The sequence below is a fragment of the Acidihalobacter aeolianus genome, assembly GCF_001753165.1.
GTDB classification, from domain to species: Bacteria; Pseudomonadota; Gammaproteobacteria; order DSM-5130; family Acidihalobacteraceae; genus Acidihalobacter; species Acidihalobacter aeolianus.
Genome location: NZ_CP017448.1, coordinates 2,189,551 through 2,208,574, shown reverse-complemented (window position 1 = coordinate 2,208,574; position 19,024 = coordinate 2,189,551). Strand labels below are relative to the sequence as shown.

At 59.1% G+C, this 19,024-nt stretch carries 16 protein-coding genes; 13 read left to right on the top strand and 3 right to left on the bottom strand.

What is annotated here, in order from left to right:
• Positions 1-15: 15 nt before the first annotated feature.
• From leuB to folC, 9 genes are all read left to right on the top strand, one after another.
• Positions 16-1,089: a 3-isopropylmalate dehydrogenase gene (gene leuB, locus BJI67_RS10160; protein WP_070072925.1), complete on the top strand. Its 1,074-nt coding sequence runs from the start codon at positions 16-18 to the stop codon at positions 1,087-1,089.
• A 23-nt stretch (positions 1,090-1,112) separates the two neighbouring features.
• Positions 1,113-2,228, top strand: a complete 1,116-nt coding sequence (gene asd / locus BJI67_RS10155; protein WP_070072924.1) for an aspartate-semialdehyde dehydrogenase — start codon at positions 1,113-1,115, stop codon at positions 2,226-2,228.
• 519 nt (positions 2,229-2,747) lie between these two features.
• The gene (locus BJI67_RS10150; RefSeq protein ID WP_070072923.1) at positions 2,748-5,771 is read left to right on the top strand and encodes a FimV/HubP family polar landmark protein; all 3,024 of its coding nucleotides are present in this window, start codon (positions 2,748-2,750) and stop codon (positions 5,769-5,771) included.
• Positions 5,772-5,872: 101 nt separating this feature from the next.
• A complete protein-coding gene (gene truA / locus BJI67_RS10145) occupies positions 5,873-6,649 on the top strand; it encodes a tRNA pseudouridine(38-40) synthase TruA (RefSeq protein ID WP_070072922.1) in 777 nt (258 codons plus the stop codon).
• Between the two features lie 51 nt (positions 6,650-6,700).
• Complete coding sequence (locus BJI67_RS10140) at positions 6,701-7,330, top strand: phosphoribosylanthranilate isomerase (RefSeq protein WP_070074084.1); 630 nt, start codon at positions 6,701-6,703, stop codon at positions 7,328-7,330.
• A complete protein-coding gene (trpB, locus tag BJI67_RS10135; RefSeq protein ID WP_070072921.1) occupies positions 7,320-8,546 on the top strand; it encodes a tryptophan synthase subunit beta in 1,227 nt (408 codons plus the stop codon). Before BJI67_RS10140 ends, trpB begins: the two co-directional genes overlap by 11 nt.
• Complete coding sequence (gene trpA / locus BJI67_RS10130) at positions 8,543-9,379, top strand: tryptophan synthase subunit alpha (RefSeq protein ID WP_070072920.1); 837 nt, start codon at positions 8,543-8,545, stop codon at positions 9,377-9,379. Before trpB ends, trpA begins: the two co-directional genes overlap by 4 nt.
• Positions 9,376-10,260, top strand: a complete 885-nt coding sequence (gene accD / locus BJI67_RS10125) for an acetyl-CoA carboxylase, carboxyltransferase subunit beta (protein WP_070072919.1) — start codon at positions 9,376-9,378, stop codon at positions 10,258-10,260. Before trpA ends, accD begins: the two co-directional genes overlap by 4 nt.
• A 16-nt stretch (positions 10,261-10,276) precedes the next feature.
• Positions 10,277-11,533, top strand: coding sequence for a bifunctional tetrahydrofolate synthase/dihydrofolate synthase (gene folC / locus BJI67_RS10120; RefSeq protein WP_070072918.1), 1,257 nt, complete (start codon positions 10,277-10,279; stop codon positions 11,531-11,533).
• A 354-nt stretch (positions 11,534-11,887) separates the two neighbouring features.
• Here folC and BJI67_RS18100 read toward each other — a convergent pair whose 3' ends face one another.
• Positions 11,888-12,019, bottom strand: a complete 132-nt coding sequence (locus BJI67_RS18100) for a hypothetical protein (RefSeq protein WP_269449600.1) — start codon at positions 12,017-12,019, stop codon at positions 11,888-11,890.
• A 19-nt stretch (positions 12,020-12,038) separates the two neighbouring features.
• Here BJI67_RS18100 and BJI67_RS17825 point away from each other — a divergent pair, with 19 nt between their 5' ends.
• From BJI67_RS17825 to BJI67_RS10100, 4 genes are read left to right on the top strand one after another with little or no spacing between them, the layout of a single operon-like run.
• Positions 12,039-12,278 (top strand): SPOR domain-containing protein, encoded by a 240-nt coding sequence (locus BJI67_RS17825; protein WP_269449599.1) that lies wholly within the window; start codon positions 12,039-12,041, stop codon positions 12,276-12,278.
• The gene (locus tag BJI67_RS10110) at positions 12,275-12,766 is read left to right on the top strand and encodes a CvpA family protein (protein ID WP_070072916.1); all 492 of its coding nucleotides are present in this window, start codon (positions 12,275-12,277) and stop codon (positions 12,764-12,766) included. Before BJI67_RS17825 ends, BJI67_RS10110 begins: the two co-directional genes overlap by 4 nt.
• A gap of 45 nt (positions 12,767-12,811) precedes the next feature.
• Positions 12,812-14,317 (top strand): amidophosphoribosyltransferase, encoded by a 1,506-nt coding sequence (gene purF, locus BJI67_RS10105; protein ID WP_070072915.1) that lies wholly within the window; start codon positions 12,812-12,814, stop codon positions 14,315-14,317.
• Positions 14,318-14,324: 7 nt separating this feature from the next.
• Positions 14,325-15,044: a L,D-transpeptidase gene (locus tag BJI67_RS10100; protein ID WP_083250799.1), complete on the top strand. Its 720-nt coding sequence runs from the start codon at positions 14,325-14,327 to the stop codon at positions 15,042-15,044.
• Here BJI67_RS10100 and BJI67_RS10095 read toward each other — a convergent pair.
• Together BJI67_RS10095 and BJI67_RS10090 are read right to left on the bottom strand one after the other, a co-directional pair.
• Positions 15,018-18,050, bottom strand: coding sequence for an EAL domain-containing protein (locus tag BJI67_RS10095; protein ID WP_070072914.1), 3,033 nt, complete (start codon positions 18,048-18,050; stop codon positions 15,018-15,020). The genes BJI67_RS10100 and BJI67_RS10095 overlap by 27 nt on opposite strands.
• A gap of 4 nt (positions 18,051-18,054) precedes the next feature.
• On the bottom strand, positions 18,055-18,945 hold the full coding sequence (locus tag BJI67_RS10090; protein ID WP_197512989.1) for a phosphate/phosphite/phosphonate ABC transporter substrate-binding protein: 891 nt from the start codon (positions 18,943-18,945) through the stop codon (positions 18,055-18,057).
• Positions 18,946-19,024: the final 79 nt, after the last annotated feature.

Here is a 19,024-nt window from a genome sequence, read left to right as displayed (position 1 = left end):
ATTGAGGAGTGGGTTATGAGTCGGAAAATACTGCTGCTGCCGGGCGACGGAATCGGCCCGGAAATCGTCGCGGAGGCGGTCAAGGTGATCGAGGCGCTGAAGACGCGGCACGGGCTCGACGTGGAGACCGAAGAGGCCCCGATCGGCGGCGCCGGCTACGATGCGGCCGGACACCCGCTGCCCGAGGCGACGCTGGCCAAGGCGCGCGAGGCCGATGCGGTGCTGCTCGGCGCGGTCGGCGGGCCGCAGTACGACAAACTGCCGCGCGAGCTGCGTCCGGAGCGCGGTCTGCTCGGCATCCGCAAGTCCATGGGGCTGTTCGCCAATCTGCGCCCGGCGCTGCTGTATCCCGAACTCGCCGAGGCCTCCACGCTCAAGCGCGAGGTGGTCGAGGGGCTGGACATCATGATCGTGCGCGAGCTGACCGGTGGCATCTATTTCGGCGAGCCGCGTGGCATCCGCGAACGCGAGGACGGCCAGCGCGAGGGTTTCAACACCCTCGTCTACAGCGAATCCGAGATCGAACGCATCGCCCGGGTAGCCTTCGACACCGCGATGAAACGCGGCAAGCGCCTGTGCTCGGTGGACAAGGCCAACGTGCTGGAGGTGTCCGAGCTGTGGCGCGAGGTGGTCGAGCGCGTGGGCCTCGACTATCCCGAGGTCGAGCTGTCGCACATGTACGTCGACAACGCGGCGATGCAGCTGGTGCGCGCGCCCAAGCAGTTCGACGTGATGGTGACCACCAACATGTTCGGCGACATTCTCTCCGATGCCGCCTCGATGCTGACCGGCTCGATCGGCATGCTGCCCTCGGCCTCGCTGAACGCGGATGGCCAGGGCATGTACGAACCGATCCATGGCTCGGCGCCGGACATCGCCGGCCGCGGCGTGGCCAATCCGCTGGCGACCATCCTCTCGGTGTCCATGCTGCTGCGCCATTCGCTGGGCGAGGCCGCGCTGGCCGACCGCGTCGACGCGGCCGTGGGCCAGGTGCTCAAGCAGGGGCTGCGCACGGCCGATCTCGCCGCCGCCGGTGCGCCAGCGGTATCCACGCGCGAAATGGGCGACGCGGTCGTCGCCGCGCTCTAATGTAGACCAAGGGGGACAGGATCATGGCAAAGCTACAAGTCGGACTGGTCGGCTGGCGTGGGATGGTCGGTTCAGTGCTGATGCAGCGCATGCAGGCGGAGGGCGATTTCGCACGCATCGAGTCGCAGTTCTTCAGCACCTCGAACGCCGGCGGGGCGGCGCCGGACTTCGCCGGCGGCAGCACCCTGGCCGATGCCCACGACATCGCCCGTCTCGGCGAGATGGATGCGATCGTCACCTGCCAGGGCGGCGACTACACCTCGGCCGTCTATTCGCAGCTGCGTGCGGCCGGCTGGGCGGGGCACTGGATCGACGCCGCGTCGACCCTGCGCATGAGCGACGAGGCGGTGATCGTGCTCGATCCGGTCAACCGCGAGGTGATCGATGCGCGTCTCGCGGCCGGCGGCAGGACCTGGATCGGCGGCAACTGCACGGTCAGCCTGATGCTGATGGCCCTGGGCGGGTTGTTCCGCGCCGGGCTCGTGGAGTGGATGAGTGCGATGACCTATCAGGCGGCGAGCGGCGCCGGCGCGCAGAACATGCGCGAGCTGCTCGCGCAGATGGGCGCCCTGCACGACGGCGTGGCGGCGGAACTCGCCGATCCGAACTCGGCGATTCTCGATATCGACGCCAAGGCGAGCGCGACGATGCGCTCCTCCGCATTTCCTGCGGAGCACTTCGGCGTGCCGCTGGCCGGCAGCCTGATCCCCTGGATCGACAAGCAGCTCGACAACGGCCAGAGCCGCGAGGAATGGAAGGGGCAGGCCGAGACCAACAAGATCCTCGGCGCCGGGCGGACCGTGCCGATCGACGGTTTCTGCGTACGCATCGGCAGCATGCGCTGCCACTCGCAGGCTCTGACCGTCAAGCTGACCGACGACACGCCGATGTCAGACATCGAAGGCCTGATCCGCGAGGCCAACGACTGGGTGCGCCTGATCCCCAACGAACGCGAGACCTCGATGCGCGAGCTGAGCCCGGCGGCGGTCAGCGGCCGCCTGGAGGTGCCGGTGGGGCGCCTGCGCAAGCTCAACATGGGCCCTCAATACCTCGGCGCCTTCACCTGCGGCGATCAGCTGCTGTGGGGTGCCGCCGAGCCGCTGCGACGCATGCTCAACATCCTGGTCGACACAGTTTAGCAGCACGCTTGGCAGATATGGTTGTGTCCGACTGGTATTGTTTTTGACTATTTATATCATATTTATCAATTGGTTGATTATTATAGGTGGATTCCTGCGCGGTGTCTCGGCGCTATGTATCCATCATGTTCAGTGGATGACATATCGTTTTCGATATGCAGGTCTTTCTAGGATATGCATACGCTCGTTCAAGCATTGATCGGCCTTGAATGATGGTGTCGATGTTTGATTCTGAGTGAAACCCATAATTTGCGGATGAGATTATTTGGTACCTGGCCGATCCGCCCCGTCCTTCAGAGTTCTATCGGTGCATGGTTGCGTATGATCTGCTAAAGGAGGTGCAATCAATAGTGTTCAAAACGCCGAGATTTTGATAAAAGACTAAAAATAATCTAAAGTTACGACGGGAACTTCGAGCATGGACACAAGCTGTGTGCCCGTCTGTATCCGTAAACCCCGCGCGGGTGGCTACACGTTGGCGACCCGGGCATGTTCCGATAAGCATATAACCGAGGGGATATGAACGTGCGTAGACTGGCCTTGGGCTTGTCCCTCATCGGGTGCCTGTTGGCTCCTGTAACTTCCGAGGCACTTGGCCTCGGCCCGATCGATGTCCGCACCAGCCTTAATCAGCCTCTTCAGGCGGATATCCAATTGCAGGGCGTAAGCCCAGGGGATATCAGCGCCATAACTGCCTCACTGGCATCGCCAAGCCTGTTTTCCCGCGTGGGTATTCCCAGGCCGGATTATCTGGACACGTTGCATTTCAAGGTTGTTAGCTCGAGCAACGGAACGCCCGTTATCCGCGTTACCACTACGCAAGCGGTACATCAGCCGTTTCTGGATTTTCTGCTGGAAGTGAACTGGTCCGGCGGTCGCCTGCTGCGCGAATACACGATTTTGCTCAATCCTCCGAACTATATGCAGGGGCATTCTGAGGCAAGTTCACAGATGCCGACTGTAGTCGCCCCACCGGCACAGGCCCCTGTGCTGGGTATGCAAACTTCCAATGCCCCACCGAAACCGGCTACCCGCACTACCGTCATGGCAAAGCCTTCGATGACCTCGAGCAGGGGAGGGATAGGCCAATACCGGGTGAAGAAGGGCGATGCCCTGTGGGATATTGCAAAATCGGAAGGCGCAAGCACAGGTGCCGAGATCAATCGCATGATGGTCGGTATATTGCGTGCCAACCCTGATGCCTTCATCAAAGATAATGTGAATGGTCTTAGGACGGGTTACGTGCTGCGGATACCCAGTACAAGCCAGTTGTCCTCGATCAGCAGCAGCGCAGCCACTTCCGAGGTTGCCAAGCAAAATACCTTGTGGCGTCAGTACGCCATGCGCATGGCAGGCAAAACCGTTGCGGAGTCCCAACTCAAGGCTGGCGGCAGCACGCCTGGCACCCCCAAACCTGCTAACGGTGGCAAAACGGCAACCAATGAGGGTGGCCACCTGCGCATCATGGGCACGGAGGCGAAATCCACAGGGACAAGTGGCGGCCAGATGGCCATGGTCGACGGCACCGGCAAGGCGAATCTTGAGCATGAACTTTCGCTGGCCAAGGAAGCCGCCGTTTCCAATCAGCAGCAGATCGACGATTTGCAATCGCGCATCAATGCGTTGCAAGGCATTGTCAGCAAGCAACAGAAATTGCTCGAGCTGAAAAATCAGGAATTGGCAACATTGCAGGCCAAGCTAGGTCATGCGGGTACTGCCAATAACCAGCCTGCCATGGCTATGATGCCTGCACCCACAACAGCGCAGCATCCGGTTACGCAGGCTGCGACCATGCCGCATGCGGCCACTTCGGCGACTCCGTCCACAGCTGCAATGCCAGCTACTACGACGGCTGCCAAGCCCGCATCGGCGACAGAGGCACAGCCTAAAGTCAAGCACGCAACGCCGCCTGCCAAGCCAGAAGTCAAGCATGCTGTGCCTCCGGCTAAGCCGACGCCACCCAAGCCGCAGTCAAGTGGCAGTATCGTCGACATGGTGTTGGACAACCCCAATTACCTGATGGCGGTTGGCGGACTTGCCCTTCTGCTGTTGGTTTTGCTCTGGCTGATCGTACGCCGTTCGGGCAAGGCCAAGCAGGCGCCCGTAGTCCGCGGGCTGGATCCTTCCCTAGGTGATGGGCCTTCGATTGGTGGAGAGAAGGGCAGTAGCGTTGAATCATCGACAGCATTGGCTGGTGCAGTAGTTGCGGGCGCCGCTGCCACTGCCGCCGTAGCAGCTACGGCTCATGCTGATGAGGGCGAGGGGCAACAGCACGAAGATGAGTTAAGCGACCTCACGGATTTCGACGATGCCGAACCGCTAACGGGTGACGAGCCGTCCGCTGCCACTGATGATGCGATGGCCGAGGCAGATGTTTACATTGCATATGGCCTCTATCCGCAAGCCGAAGCAGTAATTCAGAAGGCTATCGAGGATGAGCCGGACAATCATGACTATCGGGCCAAATTGCTTGAATGCCATTATGCCGCAAAGGATAAGGACGCCTTCGACCGTGAAGCCAAGGGATTGCTAGACGATCTCGGCAATAATCAGCAGGATCCGGTCTGGCAGCGAGTAGCTGCATTGGGCAAGTCGTTGAATCCTGACAACCCTCTTTACATGGGGGCAGATACCAGCGGTTTGAATGCAGACGATATCGTTGGTGCGAAGTCTGATCTGAGCGATCTCGATCTGGGTGAGGCGGATGACCTCGATGATATGGATGTCGAACTGGGCGATGACGGGGTGGATGCAAAGTCTACTGCGGCTGTCCAGGATGATGATGAGGTATTCGATCTGGGCGAATTGGACCTGGGCGATGATGAAAACGCGTTTGACGATCTCGATTTCGGCGATCCGAATACACACGAGGAAGCTATCGCAGAACCCGCTGCCGACTCGCCGGCACAAACAGAACCGACTGCAGCCGAGGATGACAGCCTGACGTCGCTTGACTTCAGTATGGATGACCTTGATCTGCCGTCGTTGGACGAGCATGAAGAGGAGCCGGCGACAGCAACATCTTCCGAACCCGATGATTTGGGGTTGGATTTCGAATCGATGGATATCGCAGCGGCGCCGGAAGAAAGCGTTTCGAGTCAAGCAGAAGCCCAGGTGTCACCAGATGATCTCGAGTCCCTCGATTTTGACCTCGACCTCGGTTCCGAAGTCCCGAAATCTTCGGAACCTCCAGTTGCTACGACCGACGTACTTAGCGAACCGAAGTCACCCGAGGAAACAACAGTAACGGCAACGGCTGAACTTGATACGCTGCCTAGCGATGGCGATTTGGATAACCTGGATGACATCGGAGACCTTGAAGACCTCGAGTTCGATGTCAACGATATCGAGTCTGAGTCCGCTACCGAAGGCGGCAGTCTAATTACCGACGGGGACGAGGTTGCGACCAAGCTTGATCTGGCCAAGGCCTATATCGACATGGGAGACGAGGAAGGGGCGCAGAGCACGTTGCAGGAGGTGATGGCAGAAGGGTCACCGGAACAGCGTGAGGAAGCCGAGGCATTGCTCAAGCAAATGAGCTGAAGCTTGGCGCTCGTTCTGCCCCGCTGCTAGGGGCAGTTACTGGGGCTGGGTCGCTTGCGATCCGGCCCCTTGTGTTTTCGGGAGAAGGATGCGGGTGGTCGATGCGGATCGCATTGGGTATCGAATACGACGGCACGGGGTTTTCCGGCTGGCAGCGGCAGACTGGCACACGCACGGTTCAGGGCTGTCTGGAGGTCGCGCTCTCGAAGGTTGCCGACAGGGATGTTTCCTTGATTTGCGCGGGGCGGACGGATGCGGGTGTGCATGCCGTAGGCCAAGTGGCGCATTTCGATACGGTGGCGGTGCGCGAGATGCGTTCATGGGTGCTGGGCGCGAATGCCAATCTGCCCAAAGCCATCAGCGTACAGTGGGCAACCGAGATCGATGAGTCTTTCCATGCACGATTTTCGGCTTTGTCGCGTCGATATCGCTACGTAATCCTTAACCGCTGGGTTCGACCTGGGCTTGCAGGGCGCAAGGTTACCTGGGTGCATACACCGCTCGATGAAGCACGCATGCAGGAGGCGGCTGCACATCTGGTTGGGCGCCATGACTTCAGCAGCTACCGGGCATTGGCCTGTCAGGCCAAGAGTCCGATCCGTACCGTACATGGAATATCGGTAGAACGTGATGGCGATTATGTGTATCTGGACATTCACGCCAACGCGTTCTTGCACCATATGGTTCGCAATATCGCGGGAGTTTTGATCGATATCGGCAAGGGTGAGCGTGCGACTGCCTGGAGCCGTGAAATTCTCGAGTTACGGGATCGAACCCTGGGTGGAGTGACGGCACCTCCCGACGGTCTGTATTTCACGCACGTCGAATATCCCGAGTCTTATCCATTACCAGCAGCTGTGCGTCCGCCTCGCTTCTGAGGCGGATGTTAATCTGCTACCCTGTAATGCTTGCTGGCGGGGCGAGATCACGTGCGGACACGAATCAAGATATGCGGCATCACCCGGCACGAAGACGCCGAGACCGCGATTACCGCCGGTGCGGATGCCTTGGGCTTTGTTTTTTACCCGGGCAGCCCTAGATACGTTGAACCGAAGCAGGCTCGCGAGATCGTGAGGCCGCTTGCACCGTTCGTAACCAGCGTAGGGCTGTTTCTCGATGCGGAGGCTGGCTGGGTGCGCGAGGTCGCCGAACATGTCGGACTCGATATGCTGCAGTTTCATGGCCAAGAATCCCCCGCAACATGCCGTGCTGCCGGCATGCCCTTTCTCAAGGCAGTTGGCATGGGCGGGCAGGGCGACCCTCGGGGCTACGCCGCCCTTTACGTCGAGGCCAGCGGCATCCTGCTCGATAGTCATGCTCAGGGGAAGGCCGGGGGCACTGGACAAACATTCGATTGGAGCGCAATCGATGCTGATGCCTGGCCGGTACCCATCGTATTGGCAGGTGGGCTGACGCCTGAGAACGTATATGAGGCGCTGCGCGCCGTGCATCCTTACGCCGTAGACGTCAGCAGCGGTGTGGAATCGGCTCCTGGAATCAAGGATCCTGCGAAAATCATGCGCTTTGTGGAAGAGGTGAGGCGTGGCGATGCTCAATGAAAATCCGTCGGCTCAGGTCGACTGGGCAAACTTCCCGGACGAAAGGGGACATTTCGGTATCTACGGTGGACGTTTCGTGGCCGAAACGCTGATGGCTTCGTTGCTCGACCTGCAGGAGGCCTATGAGCGCCTGAGCCGCGATCCTCAGTTCATGGCCGAGTTCGACGCGGATCTGGCCCATTACGTGGGTCGGCCAAGCCCCCTTTACCATGCCGCGCGCTGGAGCCGCGAACTCGGCGGCGCGCAGATTTACCTCAAGCGAGAAGACCTTAACCATACTGGCGCGCACAAGATCAATAACACCGTCGGTCAGGCGCTGCTGGCCAAGCGTATGGGCAAGACGCGGATCATCGCCGAAACGGGGGCCGGGCAGCATGGCGTCGCGTCGGCGACTGTGGCCGCGAGGCTCGGGCTCGAATGCGTGGTCTACATGGGGGCAGAGGACATCGAGCGCCAGGCTCCCAACGTCTATCGCATGAAGCTGCTCGGTGCCGAGGTGGTGCCGGTGACCTCCGGTTCGCGCACCCTCAAGGATGCCTTGAACGAAGCCATGCGCGACTGGGTCACGAATATCGACTCGACCTTCTACATCATCGGTACCGCGGCGGGTCCTCACCCGTACCCGCAGCTGGTGCGCGATTTTCAGTCGGTGATCGGCCGTGAGGCCCGGGCGCAGAGCCTTGAGCATATCGGGCGCCTGCCGGACGCGCTCGTAGCCTGCGTCGGCGGTGGCTCGAACGCCATTGGCTTGTTCCATCCTTTTCTCGCCGACACCGGGGTCGAGCTTTACGGCGTCGAGGCGGGCGGGCTGGGCCTGGCGAGCGGCCAGCACGCAGCCCCCCTGTCCGCTGGCCGGCCGGGCGTCCTGCATGGCAACCGGACCTACCTGATGGAGGACGACGACGGCCAGATTCTCGCGACGCATTCGATCTCCGCCGGATTGGACTATCCGGGCGTCGGTCCGGAGCATGCCTGGCTGAAAGATATGGGGAGAGCGAACTATGTCACCGTCGATGACAAGGAGGCTCTGACCGCGTTTCACTCGCTGACCCGAACCGAAGGCATCATACCTGCGCTCGAATCGAGCCATGCGCTGGCCTATGGCGGCAAGCTGGCTGCGACCATGCGACCCAATCAGGCGATTGTGATCAATCTTTCAGGACGCGGTGACAAGGACATCAACACGATCGCGCGTATCGAGGGGATTACGCTGTGAGCCGTATCGGAGATTGTTTCGCTGCATTGCGGCAGGAGGGTCGCAAGGCGTTGGTGACCTATATCACTGCAGGCGATCCGACACCGGAGTCGGCCGTCGGGCAGATGCAGGCACTGGTTGCTGCAGGCGCTGACCTCATCGAGCTCGGCGTGCCCTTTTCGGACCCGATGGCCGACGGCCCAGTGATCCAGGCAGCGTGTGAACGAGCCTTGCGTCATCATGTCGGATTGCACCACGTACTTGATCTTGTGCGCCGTTTTCGTGAAAGCGACGACACCACGCCTGTCATATTGATGGCTTACCTCAACCCTATCGAGGTGATGGGTTATGCCGCCTTTGCGCGGCAGGCTGCAGAAGCGGGGGTGGATGGCATTCTCGTCGTGGATCTCCCGCCCGAGGAAGCTGCCGATGTGCTTGCGCCGTGTGCCGCCTACGGTATTGATCCGATCTTTCTGCTTTCTCCGACCAGCGACGCATCACGTATCGAGGCGATTTGCCGGCTGGCCCGCGGGTTCGTGTATTACGTTTCGCTCAAGGGTGTCACGGGGGCAGCGACGCTCGATGTCGATGCCGTCGGCACACGTCTGGCCGCGATCAGGAAATATACCGATCTGCCTTTGGGTGTCGGTTTCGGTGTCCGCGATGCACAGACCGCAGCCAGGGTTGCCGAAGTCGCGGACGCGGTGGTTGTCGGCAGCGCCGTGGTGAAATTGATCGAGGCATACGGCGAGCAACCTGAACGACTGGATCCGGCAATACGTGATCTTGTGGGAGGGATGCGTCGTGCCATCGATGCCGTTGCGACAGACAATCGGGGGGAGGTTGCCGGATGAGCTGGTACGAAAAGCTGATTCCGTCACGTATCCGCACGGAAGCGACAGCCAAGCGCGGCGTTCCTGAAGGGCTGTGGGAAAAATGCCCTGCTTGCAAGGGCGTGTTATACCGCGCCGAGCTCGAACGCAATCTCGACGTCTGTCCCAAATGCTCACACCATATGCGGATCGGGGCGCGCCGCCGCCTGGACGCCTTCCTCGACCAGGGAGAGCGTAACGAGATCGGTGCCGAGCTGTCGCCGGTCGACGCCCTGCGTTTTCGCGACAGCAAGAAGTACAAGGACCGCATCGTCCAGGCACAAAAGCAAACCGGTGAAAAGGATGCCCTGGTGGTCATGCGCGGTAGTCTCAAGGGGCTGCCGGTGGTGGCCGCCGCTTTCGATTTCAGCTTCATGGGCGGCTCCATGGGCTCCGTGGTCGGCGAGCGGTTCGTGCGCGGCGTGGATGCGGCTTACGAGTCCGGCGCGCCGTTGATCTGCTTTTCGGCGAGCGGCGGCGCACGTATGCAGGAGGCGTTGTTCTCACTCATGCAAATGGCCAAGACCAGCGCCGCGCTCGCACGATTGTCCGAGGCAGGCATCCCGTATATATCGGTGTTGACCGACCCCACCATGGGCGGTGTTTCGGCGAGCCTCGCGATGCTGGGTGATGTCAACGTGGCCGAACCGGCGGCGTTGATCGGCTTCGCCGGGCCGCGCGTCATCGAGCAGACCGTGCGCGAAACCTTGCCCGAAGGCTTTCAGCGCAGCGAGTTCCTGCTTGAACGCGGTGCCATCGATCTGATCCTCGACCGCCGCGAGCTGCGTGAACGACTCGCTAGCCTGCTCGCCATGCTCACGCATCGCCCAGCCCCGGAAGCCGAACTGCCTGAAAGCGCCTGAGTTGCAGTCGGCGGATATGCGTTTTGATACCCTGGACGATTGGCTGCGCTGGCAGGAAACGCTGGCGCCAAAGGCGATTGAGCTTGGCCTGGAACGCGTTCACGAGGTAGCAGCGCGGCTGGATTTACTGCAGCCCTCATGCCCCGTGATCACGGTCGGTGGGACGAACGGGAAGGGATCTACCGTGAGTATGCTGACATCGATGCTCCATGCGGGCGGTTATCGTGTCGGTACCTATCTGTCCCCACATCTGCTGAAGTACAACGAGCGGGTCAATGTGGCCGGCCAGCCGGTTGAGGATGCACTGCTTTGCGACGCCTTTGCAGACATCGATGCCGCAAGAGGTGAGCATCGATTGACCTATTTCGAGTTCGGCACGCTCGCGGCGCTGTGGTGTTTTGCGCGCTTGCGAGTCGATGCGATGGTGCTCGAAGTGGGGCTTGGTGGGCGGTTGGATGCAGTCAATATCGTGGATGCGGATGTGGCCGTGATCACCACGGTCGATATCGATCATGCCGAGTGGCTGGGCGATACGCGTGAGTTGATTGCAATCGAGAAGGCCGGCATCCAGCGACCCGGCCGGCCAATCCTATGCGGCGACCGCAATCCGCCCGGCACGCTGCTGCAGGCTTCGGCGGAGGCTGGTTCACGATTACTGTGCATCGGGCATGATTTCGATGCACAGTCACATGCCGACGGCATGACCTGGAGGTTTGGCAAGATGGAAGCCAGGCTGCCGAACCCGGGATTGCGCGGCACGTTCCAGATCGATAACGCAGCTTGTGCCTGCACCGCGCTGGCATGCCTGCAGGATCAACTACCGGTGACTGCACATGCCATGGCATCTGGGCTTGCTTCCGTGAGGCTTGCCGCCCGCTTCGAGCCCATGCAAGGTGCGGCTTGCCCGATTTATCTCGATGTCGCACACAACCCGCAGGCGGCACGGGCGCTGGCCGGATTGCTGGCAACCAATCCCGTCACTGGCCGTACACTTGCCGTGTTCTCGGCGCTCTCGGACAAGGATGTCAGCGGGATCGCGGCTGCAATGGATCAAGTCATCGACGAGTGGTTCGTGGGCGGTTTGGACGGAGCGCGAGGGTTGGATGCCGTGTCCTTGATTGCACGGATGCGGCCTACACAGGGTGTGGTCCACACTTGTGATACGGTCGCTGAGGCTTATACCCAAGCCTCCCGCATGAGTCGGCCGAATGATCGTATCGTCGTCTTTGGTTCCTTTCTGACCGTGGCGGCGGTACGCCAGGCCTGCGTATAATCCCCAGCGTTCCTTCGAGACGTCGGCGACTATGGATAAGCGTCTGCAACAACGCCTGATCGGTGCGGCTGTACTGATCGCTTTGGCCGTCATCTTCCTGCCCATGCTGCTCAGCGGAGGTGGGTCCAAGCCTGTTGCGGTGAAGATGAAGCTGCCACCCGAACCCAATTACCATTTCAATGGTGCGAGCCACCCTCCGTTGCCGCCTGCAACGAGCCAGGCAATGCCAGCGAATGTTGCCCCATTGCCACAGATGGCAACGTCATCCGTACCCTCGACGGTGGCAAAAGCGCCTGCAGCCACGCCCCCCATGCTTCCGTCCCCGGCGGAAAAGCCTGTTGTGGCGTCCCCGACTCAGCGGCGCGCGGCCGAACCTGCGCCTAAACAGGCACCCAAGCCGGCACAGATGGCACCTATGCCAGCCCCGACATCGGCGCCCAGGGCGAGTCCGAAACCGCCTGCGCCGCCGCCGTCAAGTACGGTCACTGCCCCTCCCGGCAAGCCGGTGGTTACCGCCTGGGTCGTACAAGTGGCGAGCCTGGTGGATGAAAATAGCGCAAATATGTTGCGTGACCGCTTGCGCAAGAAAGGCTTCGATTCCTATATCGACCGTTTTCGGCATGCCGGTAAAACCTATTTCCGAGTCCGTGTCGGGCCTCGGCTGTCAAAACCCAAGGCCGAGTCGATGCTGGTGCGCATCGACCATGCCGTCAAGCTCAAAGGCATTGTGGTTCCCTACCCATGAACGGCGCCGACATACTGATCGTCGCCATCATGGTGGTGTCGGTGATCGTCAGCCTGTTTCGTGGGTTTGTGCGCGAATCACTCTCACTGGCAACCTGGGCACTTGCGATCTGGCTTGCGCTGGAATTCTCGGACAGATTGGCTGCTATCCTGCCGGGGGCTATACACTCACAAATTCTCCGCCTTTGGGTCGCATTTGGATTGCTGTTCATCATCACCCTCGTACTTGGGGCGCTGTTTAATAATCTCGCTGCGCAATTGATCAAACGGACGGGGCTGTCCGGAACGGACCGTGCTCTTGGCGTTTTCTTCGGTCTGGTGCGCGGAGCGCTACTGGTCATCCTGCTGGTGCTGCTGGCAGGGTTGACGACGCTTCCGCAGGAAAATTGGTGGCACCACTCCTATCTTTTGGAACATTTTCAGCGTGTCGCGATCTGGCTGCGCGGTTATCTGCCCCCCAGATTGGCGGACCAGATCAGCTATGGCTGATACTGGCGCGTTCATACACGCTCAATTATCGGAGGGCCTCGCTGCGTGTGCGGGATCATAGGCATCGTCGGGCAAAGCCCCGTCAATCAATCCTTGTACGACGGACTGACTGTGTTGCAGCACCGAGGGCAGGACGCTGCGGGCATCGTCACCTATCACGATGGGCGTCTGTATTTGCGCAAGGGCAACGGGCTGGTACGTGACGTTTTTCGTGGCCGGCATATGCAGGAGTTGGTGGGCAACGTCGGTATCGGCCATGTGCGCTATCCGACTGCAGGGTCTTCTTCGTCGGCCGAAGCGCAGCCGTTCTACGTCAACTCTCCTTTTGGGATCACGCTGGGCCATAACGGCAACCTGATCAATACCGAATCGCTCAAGCGCGAACTGTTCTTGCAGGATCGGCGTCATATCAATACCGAATCCGACTCCGAGGTGTTGCTCAATATCTTCGCTCAGGAACTGCTGCATCAGCAGCCGCTGCATCTGGAGCCGGATCACGTGTTCCACGCGGTTGCTGCCGTACACCGCCGCTGCCAGGGTGCCTATGCTGTGGTAGCCATGATCAACGGCCACGGTATTCTCGCCTTCCGCGATCCTTATGGCATTCGTCCGGTGGTCTACGGCATGCGCGAGACTCCTGACGGACTCGAATACATGGTCGCCTCGGAGAGCGTTGCCCTGGATGCGTTGGGCTTCAAGCTGATCCGCGATCTGGCGCCGGGCGAAGCGGTCTATATCGATCTCGCCGGACATCTGCACAGCCGACAATGCGCGGACAATGCCCAGTATTCGCCGTGCATCTTCGAATACGTCTATTTCGCCAGACCGGACTCGATTATCGACGACGTTTTCGTGCACAAGGCGCGGATGCGCATGGGTGACTACCTGGGTCGCAAGATCCAGCGCGAATGGTCGGACCACGATATCGATGTGGTGATCCCGATACCGGAAACCAGCCGAACTTCCGCCCTGGAGCTGGCAATGCGCCTGGGGGTGAAGTATCGCGAAGGCTTCATCAAGAACCGCTACATCGCGCGAACCTTCATCATGCCGGGCCAGACCCAGCGCAAGAAGTCGGTGCGCCAGAAGCTCAATCCCATCGGTCTCGAGTTCCAAGGTAAGAATGTGCTGTTGGTGGACGATTCCATCGTGCGCGGCACCACTTCGCGTGAGATCGTGATGATGGCTCGCGATGCCGGCGCACGTCGGGTGTACTTCGCTTCGGCTTCCCCGCCGGTACGCTATCCGAATATTTACGGCATCGACATGCCCGCGGCCGACGAATTGATCGCCCACGGACGCACCGAGCAGGAAGTCTGCGAAGCGATCTGCGCGGATCGTCTGTTTTACCAGGATTTGCCGGATCTGGTGCGTGCGGTGCAGAAGGGCAATCCCAAGCTCGGTCGTTTCGACACGGCGGTGTTTGACGGTGATTACGTCACCGGCGTCAGTCGGGATTATCTTGCCGCGCTGGAGCGTCGGCGCGGTGAGGGGGCCAGTGTGGTGCGAGTCCCGCGCCAGGCCCATATCGATCTCCACAACACGGTTTGAATGCCCTATGTTGCGCAATGTCCTCGGGCCGCTCTGCGGCCTCGTATCACTTTTGCTGTGTGCTACTGCCGTGCGGGCCGAAACCATACCCTTGGCCTTGCCGCCGGACCATAAGACCGTGATCGCGACACCGTCCGGCGAGGCCTCTGCGCAGACCCTGGCCGCGGTGGCGCGAGAGCTGGCGCGGCGCTACCCAGGACCGGAAGATGCACATGTCATCGTGGTCGATGTGCGTCAGCAGCGCCTGTATCTGCTAGATCACGGCCACGTGCAGCTAACCTATCGCGTATCCACCTCACAATGGGGTATCGGTAATCGGGAGGGTAGCAATCGCACGCCTGTGGGTGTTTTCCGAATCGCACAGAAATTCGGCGAGGGCGCACCGGCTGGCACTATCTTCAAGTCGCGTCGCGATACTGGAAAACTGGCGCGAATCATCACCAATCCAGAGAATCGATCAGAAAGGGATCTGGTCACAAGTCGGGTAATGTGGCTGACGGGTTTGCAGCCTGGTTTCAACGAAGGTGGCGACGTGGACACCCACAGCCGCTACATATACATCCACGGAACGCCGGAAGAGGGCCGCATTGGCATCCCGTCTTCGCATGGTTGCGTGCGCATGATGAATAAGGATGTGATCGAGCTCTTTAGCCAAGTGCCTGTCGGTACACTGGTGTACATCGCCCCGGGTAACAGGCCTTTAACCGACATCCCCAATCATTTTTGAGTCACGCCTTCTGGATGTAATCAGGGCGTCGTATTCTTCCGGGCTAACCACTTCCCAAAACAACTTCAGAAATTCGGATTGGGCTGCTTGTGTGTCATGCGGAATCGATTCTTGGCTGCTGCTGGACGGATCTTGATGGCATGGGGTTCTGCAGAGTTGGCAGCTGGCGGACTCGATTTTATGTGTGCGCTCATGTGCTTGACCCAGGCGTTCAAACTCCGGATGTTCGCCGTATGTCTCTCTGCCTTCCCGCTCGTACCAGAGATTGAATCGACAGGTTTGATCTCCAGTTGTGGCGGCTGAAATATCACTAAAGGCCCTGTTGGCGGAGAATTCACAGCTGTTGCAGGCGCTTAGATGATGCTCGGCAGCAATAGCGAGCAATCGGCAGTCATAGAGGTTGACTGCGGCACGTGCCCATTCAGGCAAGGTGACATTGGGGATTTGAGCTTGTGCCCAAGGGATGACCTGATCGGCGGGCATGGGCTTGGAGGCCGCATAGCCTTGTACGGTCAAGCAACCCATTTCTAGTAGTCTGATGGCGTGTGCGGTGGTCTCAACGCCTTCGGCAATTACTTCCAGGTCCATCTGGCGTGCGGCAGTAATGAGTGCGGCGACAATGGCCTGATTCTGTGGGACGTCGAAGATTTGCCTGATGAAGCTCTGGTCGATCTTGATCTGATCGCAGGGTAGGCGCTGCAGATAGCTCAACGAGGCGTACCCCGTGCCGAAATCGTCGAGTGAAACCTTGATGCCACGTTTATGGCATGCGTGCAGAACCTTGGCCGTCTTGCCCAGGTCGTTGAGATAGGCGGTTTCGGTAATTTCGATTTTGAGCGCATGCCGTACGGACTCATGCCGAGCTAAGTTGTGGTCAAGGTCCTGCAGGAACTCCGGGGCCAACAGGTGGCGAGCGCCAATGTTTACGGAAACAGTGGTTGCATAGCCGAATACTTTCCACGTCTCCAGCTGGGCAAGAGCATTCCGGATGACATAACAGCCCAATGCCCGGATCAGACGTCCGTCTAACTCGACCTGGGTGATGAATTCGCTGACCGGGCGATATCCGCCTTCAGGTAGAGGCCATCGGATCAGTGCTTCGTACCCGATAATGGTCGAGGCGGCGATGTCCATTTGAGGCTGGTAATGTAGTTCCAGTCCGTTCTTCTCGATAAGCTCCATGAACTCATGCTGCACGTGATAGCGGCGCAGCATTTGCTCTTCCATTGCGGGTGTGAAGAAGCGATAACAGGATACTTCGTTGGATTTTGCTTCCTGCAAGGCCAAATCGGCACGACGCAGCAGTGATTCCGGATGTTTGCCGTCAGTGGGACTCATGGCCAGACCAATATGGGATTGGATCTCTATGCTTTCTCCTTCAGGGAGAAGGAATGGTGCGGTCAGATCTTCCAGCAACCGCTTCAATGCATGTTGCCAATGGGGGTCGCCGCGAGCCGGGAAGAGAATCAGGCCAAATTCGTCACCATTTAATCGTGCAATGAGATCCCCTGGCTGCTGATGCGTGATGAGGCGGTTTGCAAGCTCTCGGATTGCGATGTCGCCACTTTGATGGCCCAAACGGTCATTGATGCTCTTAAGCCCGTGTAAATCGAGAATACCTACCGCGAAGTGTTGTTCCTGGGCATGCATGAGGGATTTGCTGCGTAATTCGGTAAGGTGCCCCATGAACAATGTTCGGTTGGGTAGCTGGGTCAGCGGATCGTAATGTGCGTGCCACTGCAGTTCCTGATCCTTTGCGTGGTCTTCCAACGACAAGCCCATTCTTTCGGAGAGTTCTTCGAGCAGTTTGATTTTTCTGGGTTCGCAAACGCCCTTTTCGCCACCAAACAGCGCGACTATTCTGGAGACGTGCCCATCCGTCATGATGGGCGCAACCAGCATGCAGTCGATGTCCAGGCGGGATAACAGAACCCACCAGCTGCCCAGACCCTGTTCCTCGAAAAGAGAGGGTACACAACGCACCCCACCGCCGATCATGATCTGCTGGAAGATATTCGTAGCGTGATTGTCACCGATTCTAATGGCCGAGATGGCCTGCTCAATGCCGCCGTGGTCCAAGTGGTTTTCAGATGGGTGGCTGATGTGCTCGCACTTGAGGCTTAAGTCGTCCCAATCGACACGTGCTATCCAAATCAAATCGGGTTTCAGGGCTCTTTGCATGATGGAGGCCGAACGTTGAATGAGTTCAGGAGGCGAAGGACGTTCCGCAATGAATGCATTCAATTCGCTAAGCGCAGCATAGGTGTCGCGTAGCTTTTCAGCTTCATGGGTCGCGTCCTGTAGGCTGAGTTCGCGATTGTGAACCTTGCTACGCATTTGGTTGAAATGGCTTGCGAGCAGACCGATTTCATCATGGGCCAGGGTTTTGATGGGAGAGTCGTAGTCACCTACCGTAATTCTGTGAGTCGCAGCAAGCAGGTCGCGCAAAGGACGATTGAACCACCGCTCCATTAGAAACAGTCCGATGGAGATGATGTAGGCGACCATGACGCTCAGGATGGTCAGAGTCAGGAGGATCGTGCGGTGTTCCTGTTGTTCCATGTAGTAGTTGTCGGCGGAGACCTGAAGATACCCGATGGCATCGCCCAAGCGGTTCTTGATCGGTAAGGTCATGTGCAGGCTTTGGCGATAGGCTGATGCGTCACCGATATCCTGTTGCTTCGGATCCCGGGTAATTGGCCGAAGGCCGAAGAGCGGGTAAAGCCTCACGCCGTCACGATCACGCAGGGTGAGTTCGATCCAGTGGGGATGCTGGTCATGGATCGTGCGCAGCTCGTCCTGGATCAAGGCGATGTTGCCATCCTCGAGCGCGGGCGCAATGGTTTCCGCAGACAACTGCATTTCTGACAGGGTCGCATGCTCCAGTTGCACGAATGCCCTCTCGTCGACCTGTGGTATCCAGTAGAAATACAGACCGGCAATGGTCGCGAACAGAATCAGGGTTATCGCGATGAAGGGGGCCTGTAGTTTGAACCGGATGCCCATGAGCTTAGTGTCCTTTGCCCACGAATTGATTCAGATCCAGCGCTTCCAGCGGCCGATATCGGTCGTAGGAGGTTTTCTCGATCTCGACGAAAGGAACTGCGGCAAGCAGGTGGCGACCTTCCCGGGTTGCCTTCAAGCCGAGGAAGGCGTCGGTGACGCGATGAACTACACTCGGCGGAACACGATGGCCATCCACGGCGATGGGGTGGGTGGGCATAGGGGGCGTTTCATAGAGTACGCGTAGGCGTTGGCGGATCTGTCTAGGCTGCTGTTGCAGAGTGGCGTAGACACCGCCACCCGCAGGGGCAAGACCCAAGGCGACATCCATGAAGACAGAGCTATGGTTGACCACATACCACGGTATTACGGAAATATGGTACTGAAGTTTGAGTTCGGAACGTATGAGCATGCTGGCTGCGAAAGCGTCGGGGGCCGGAAAGGCCATGCGTAACCCGGACAATTCGGAAAGGCGTTTGATCCCCCCTCGCTTGGATACAACAATGATCCCCCGGAGTGTGCGGTGCGCATTAGCCAAAATGGGGCGATAATCCTGCTGGCGATGAGCGATCAGCAGATGATAGGGATTCATGTAGGCGAAATCATATTTGCCGGCATAAAGGTCATGCTCGAAGCTTTGGATATTCGGTGGGACTATGAGCTTGAGTCTGATGCCGGAAGCGTGTTCCACGGCGGTCAGTATGGGTTGCCAAATCTGTCTTACTTTTTGGGGCGTATATTGCGGTACGACCGCGAAGGAAAAGAGTTGGTCCGGGCTGATGGTATGGGGAGACGCTTCCATTGCTAAGGCGACAGGAGCGGAAAGCCATAGTGCAATAAGCGTCGCCGTGCAGTGTTTCACCCAGTGAAACAGCAATTGGAGCCCTGTGGATTTCATGGGTTTGTTGGGTCCCTGAGCGCACGCAGTAGTAATCATTGCAGTTTGATAACTATAGCCGATGAGAGAGTCATAATTG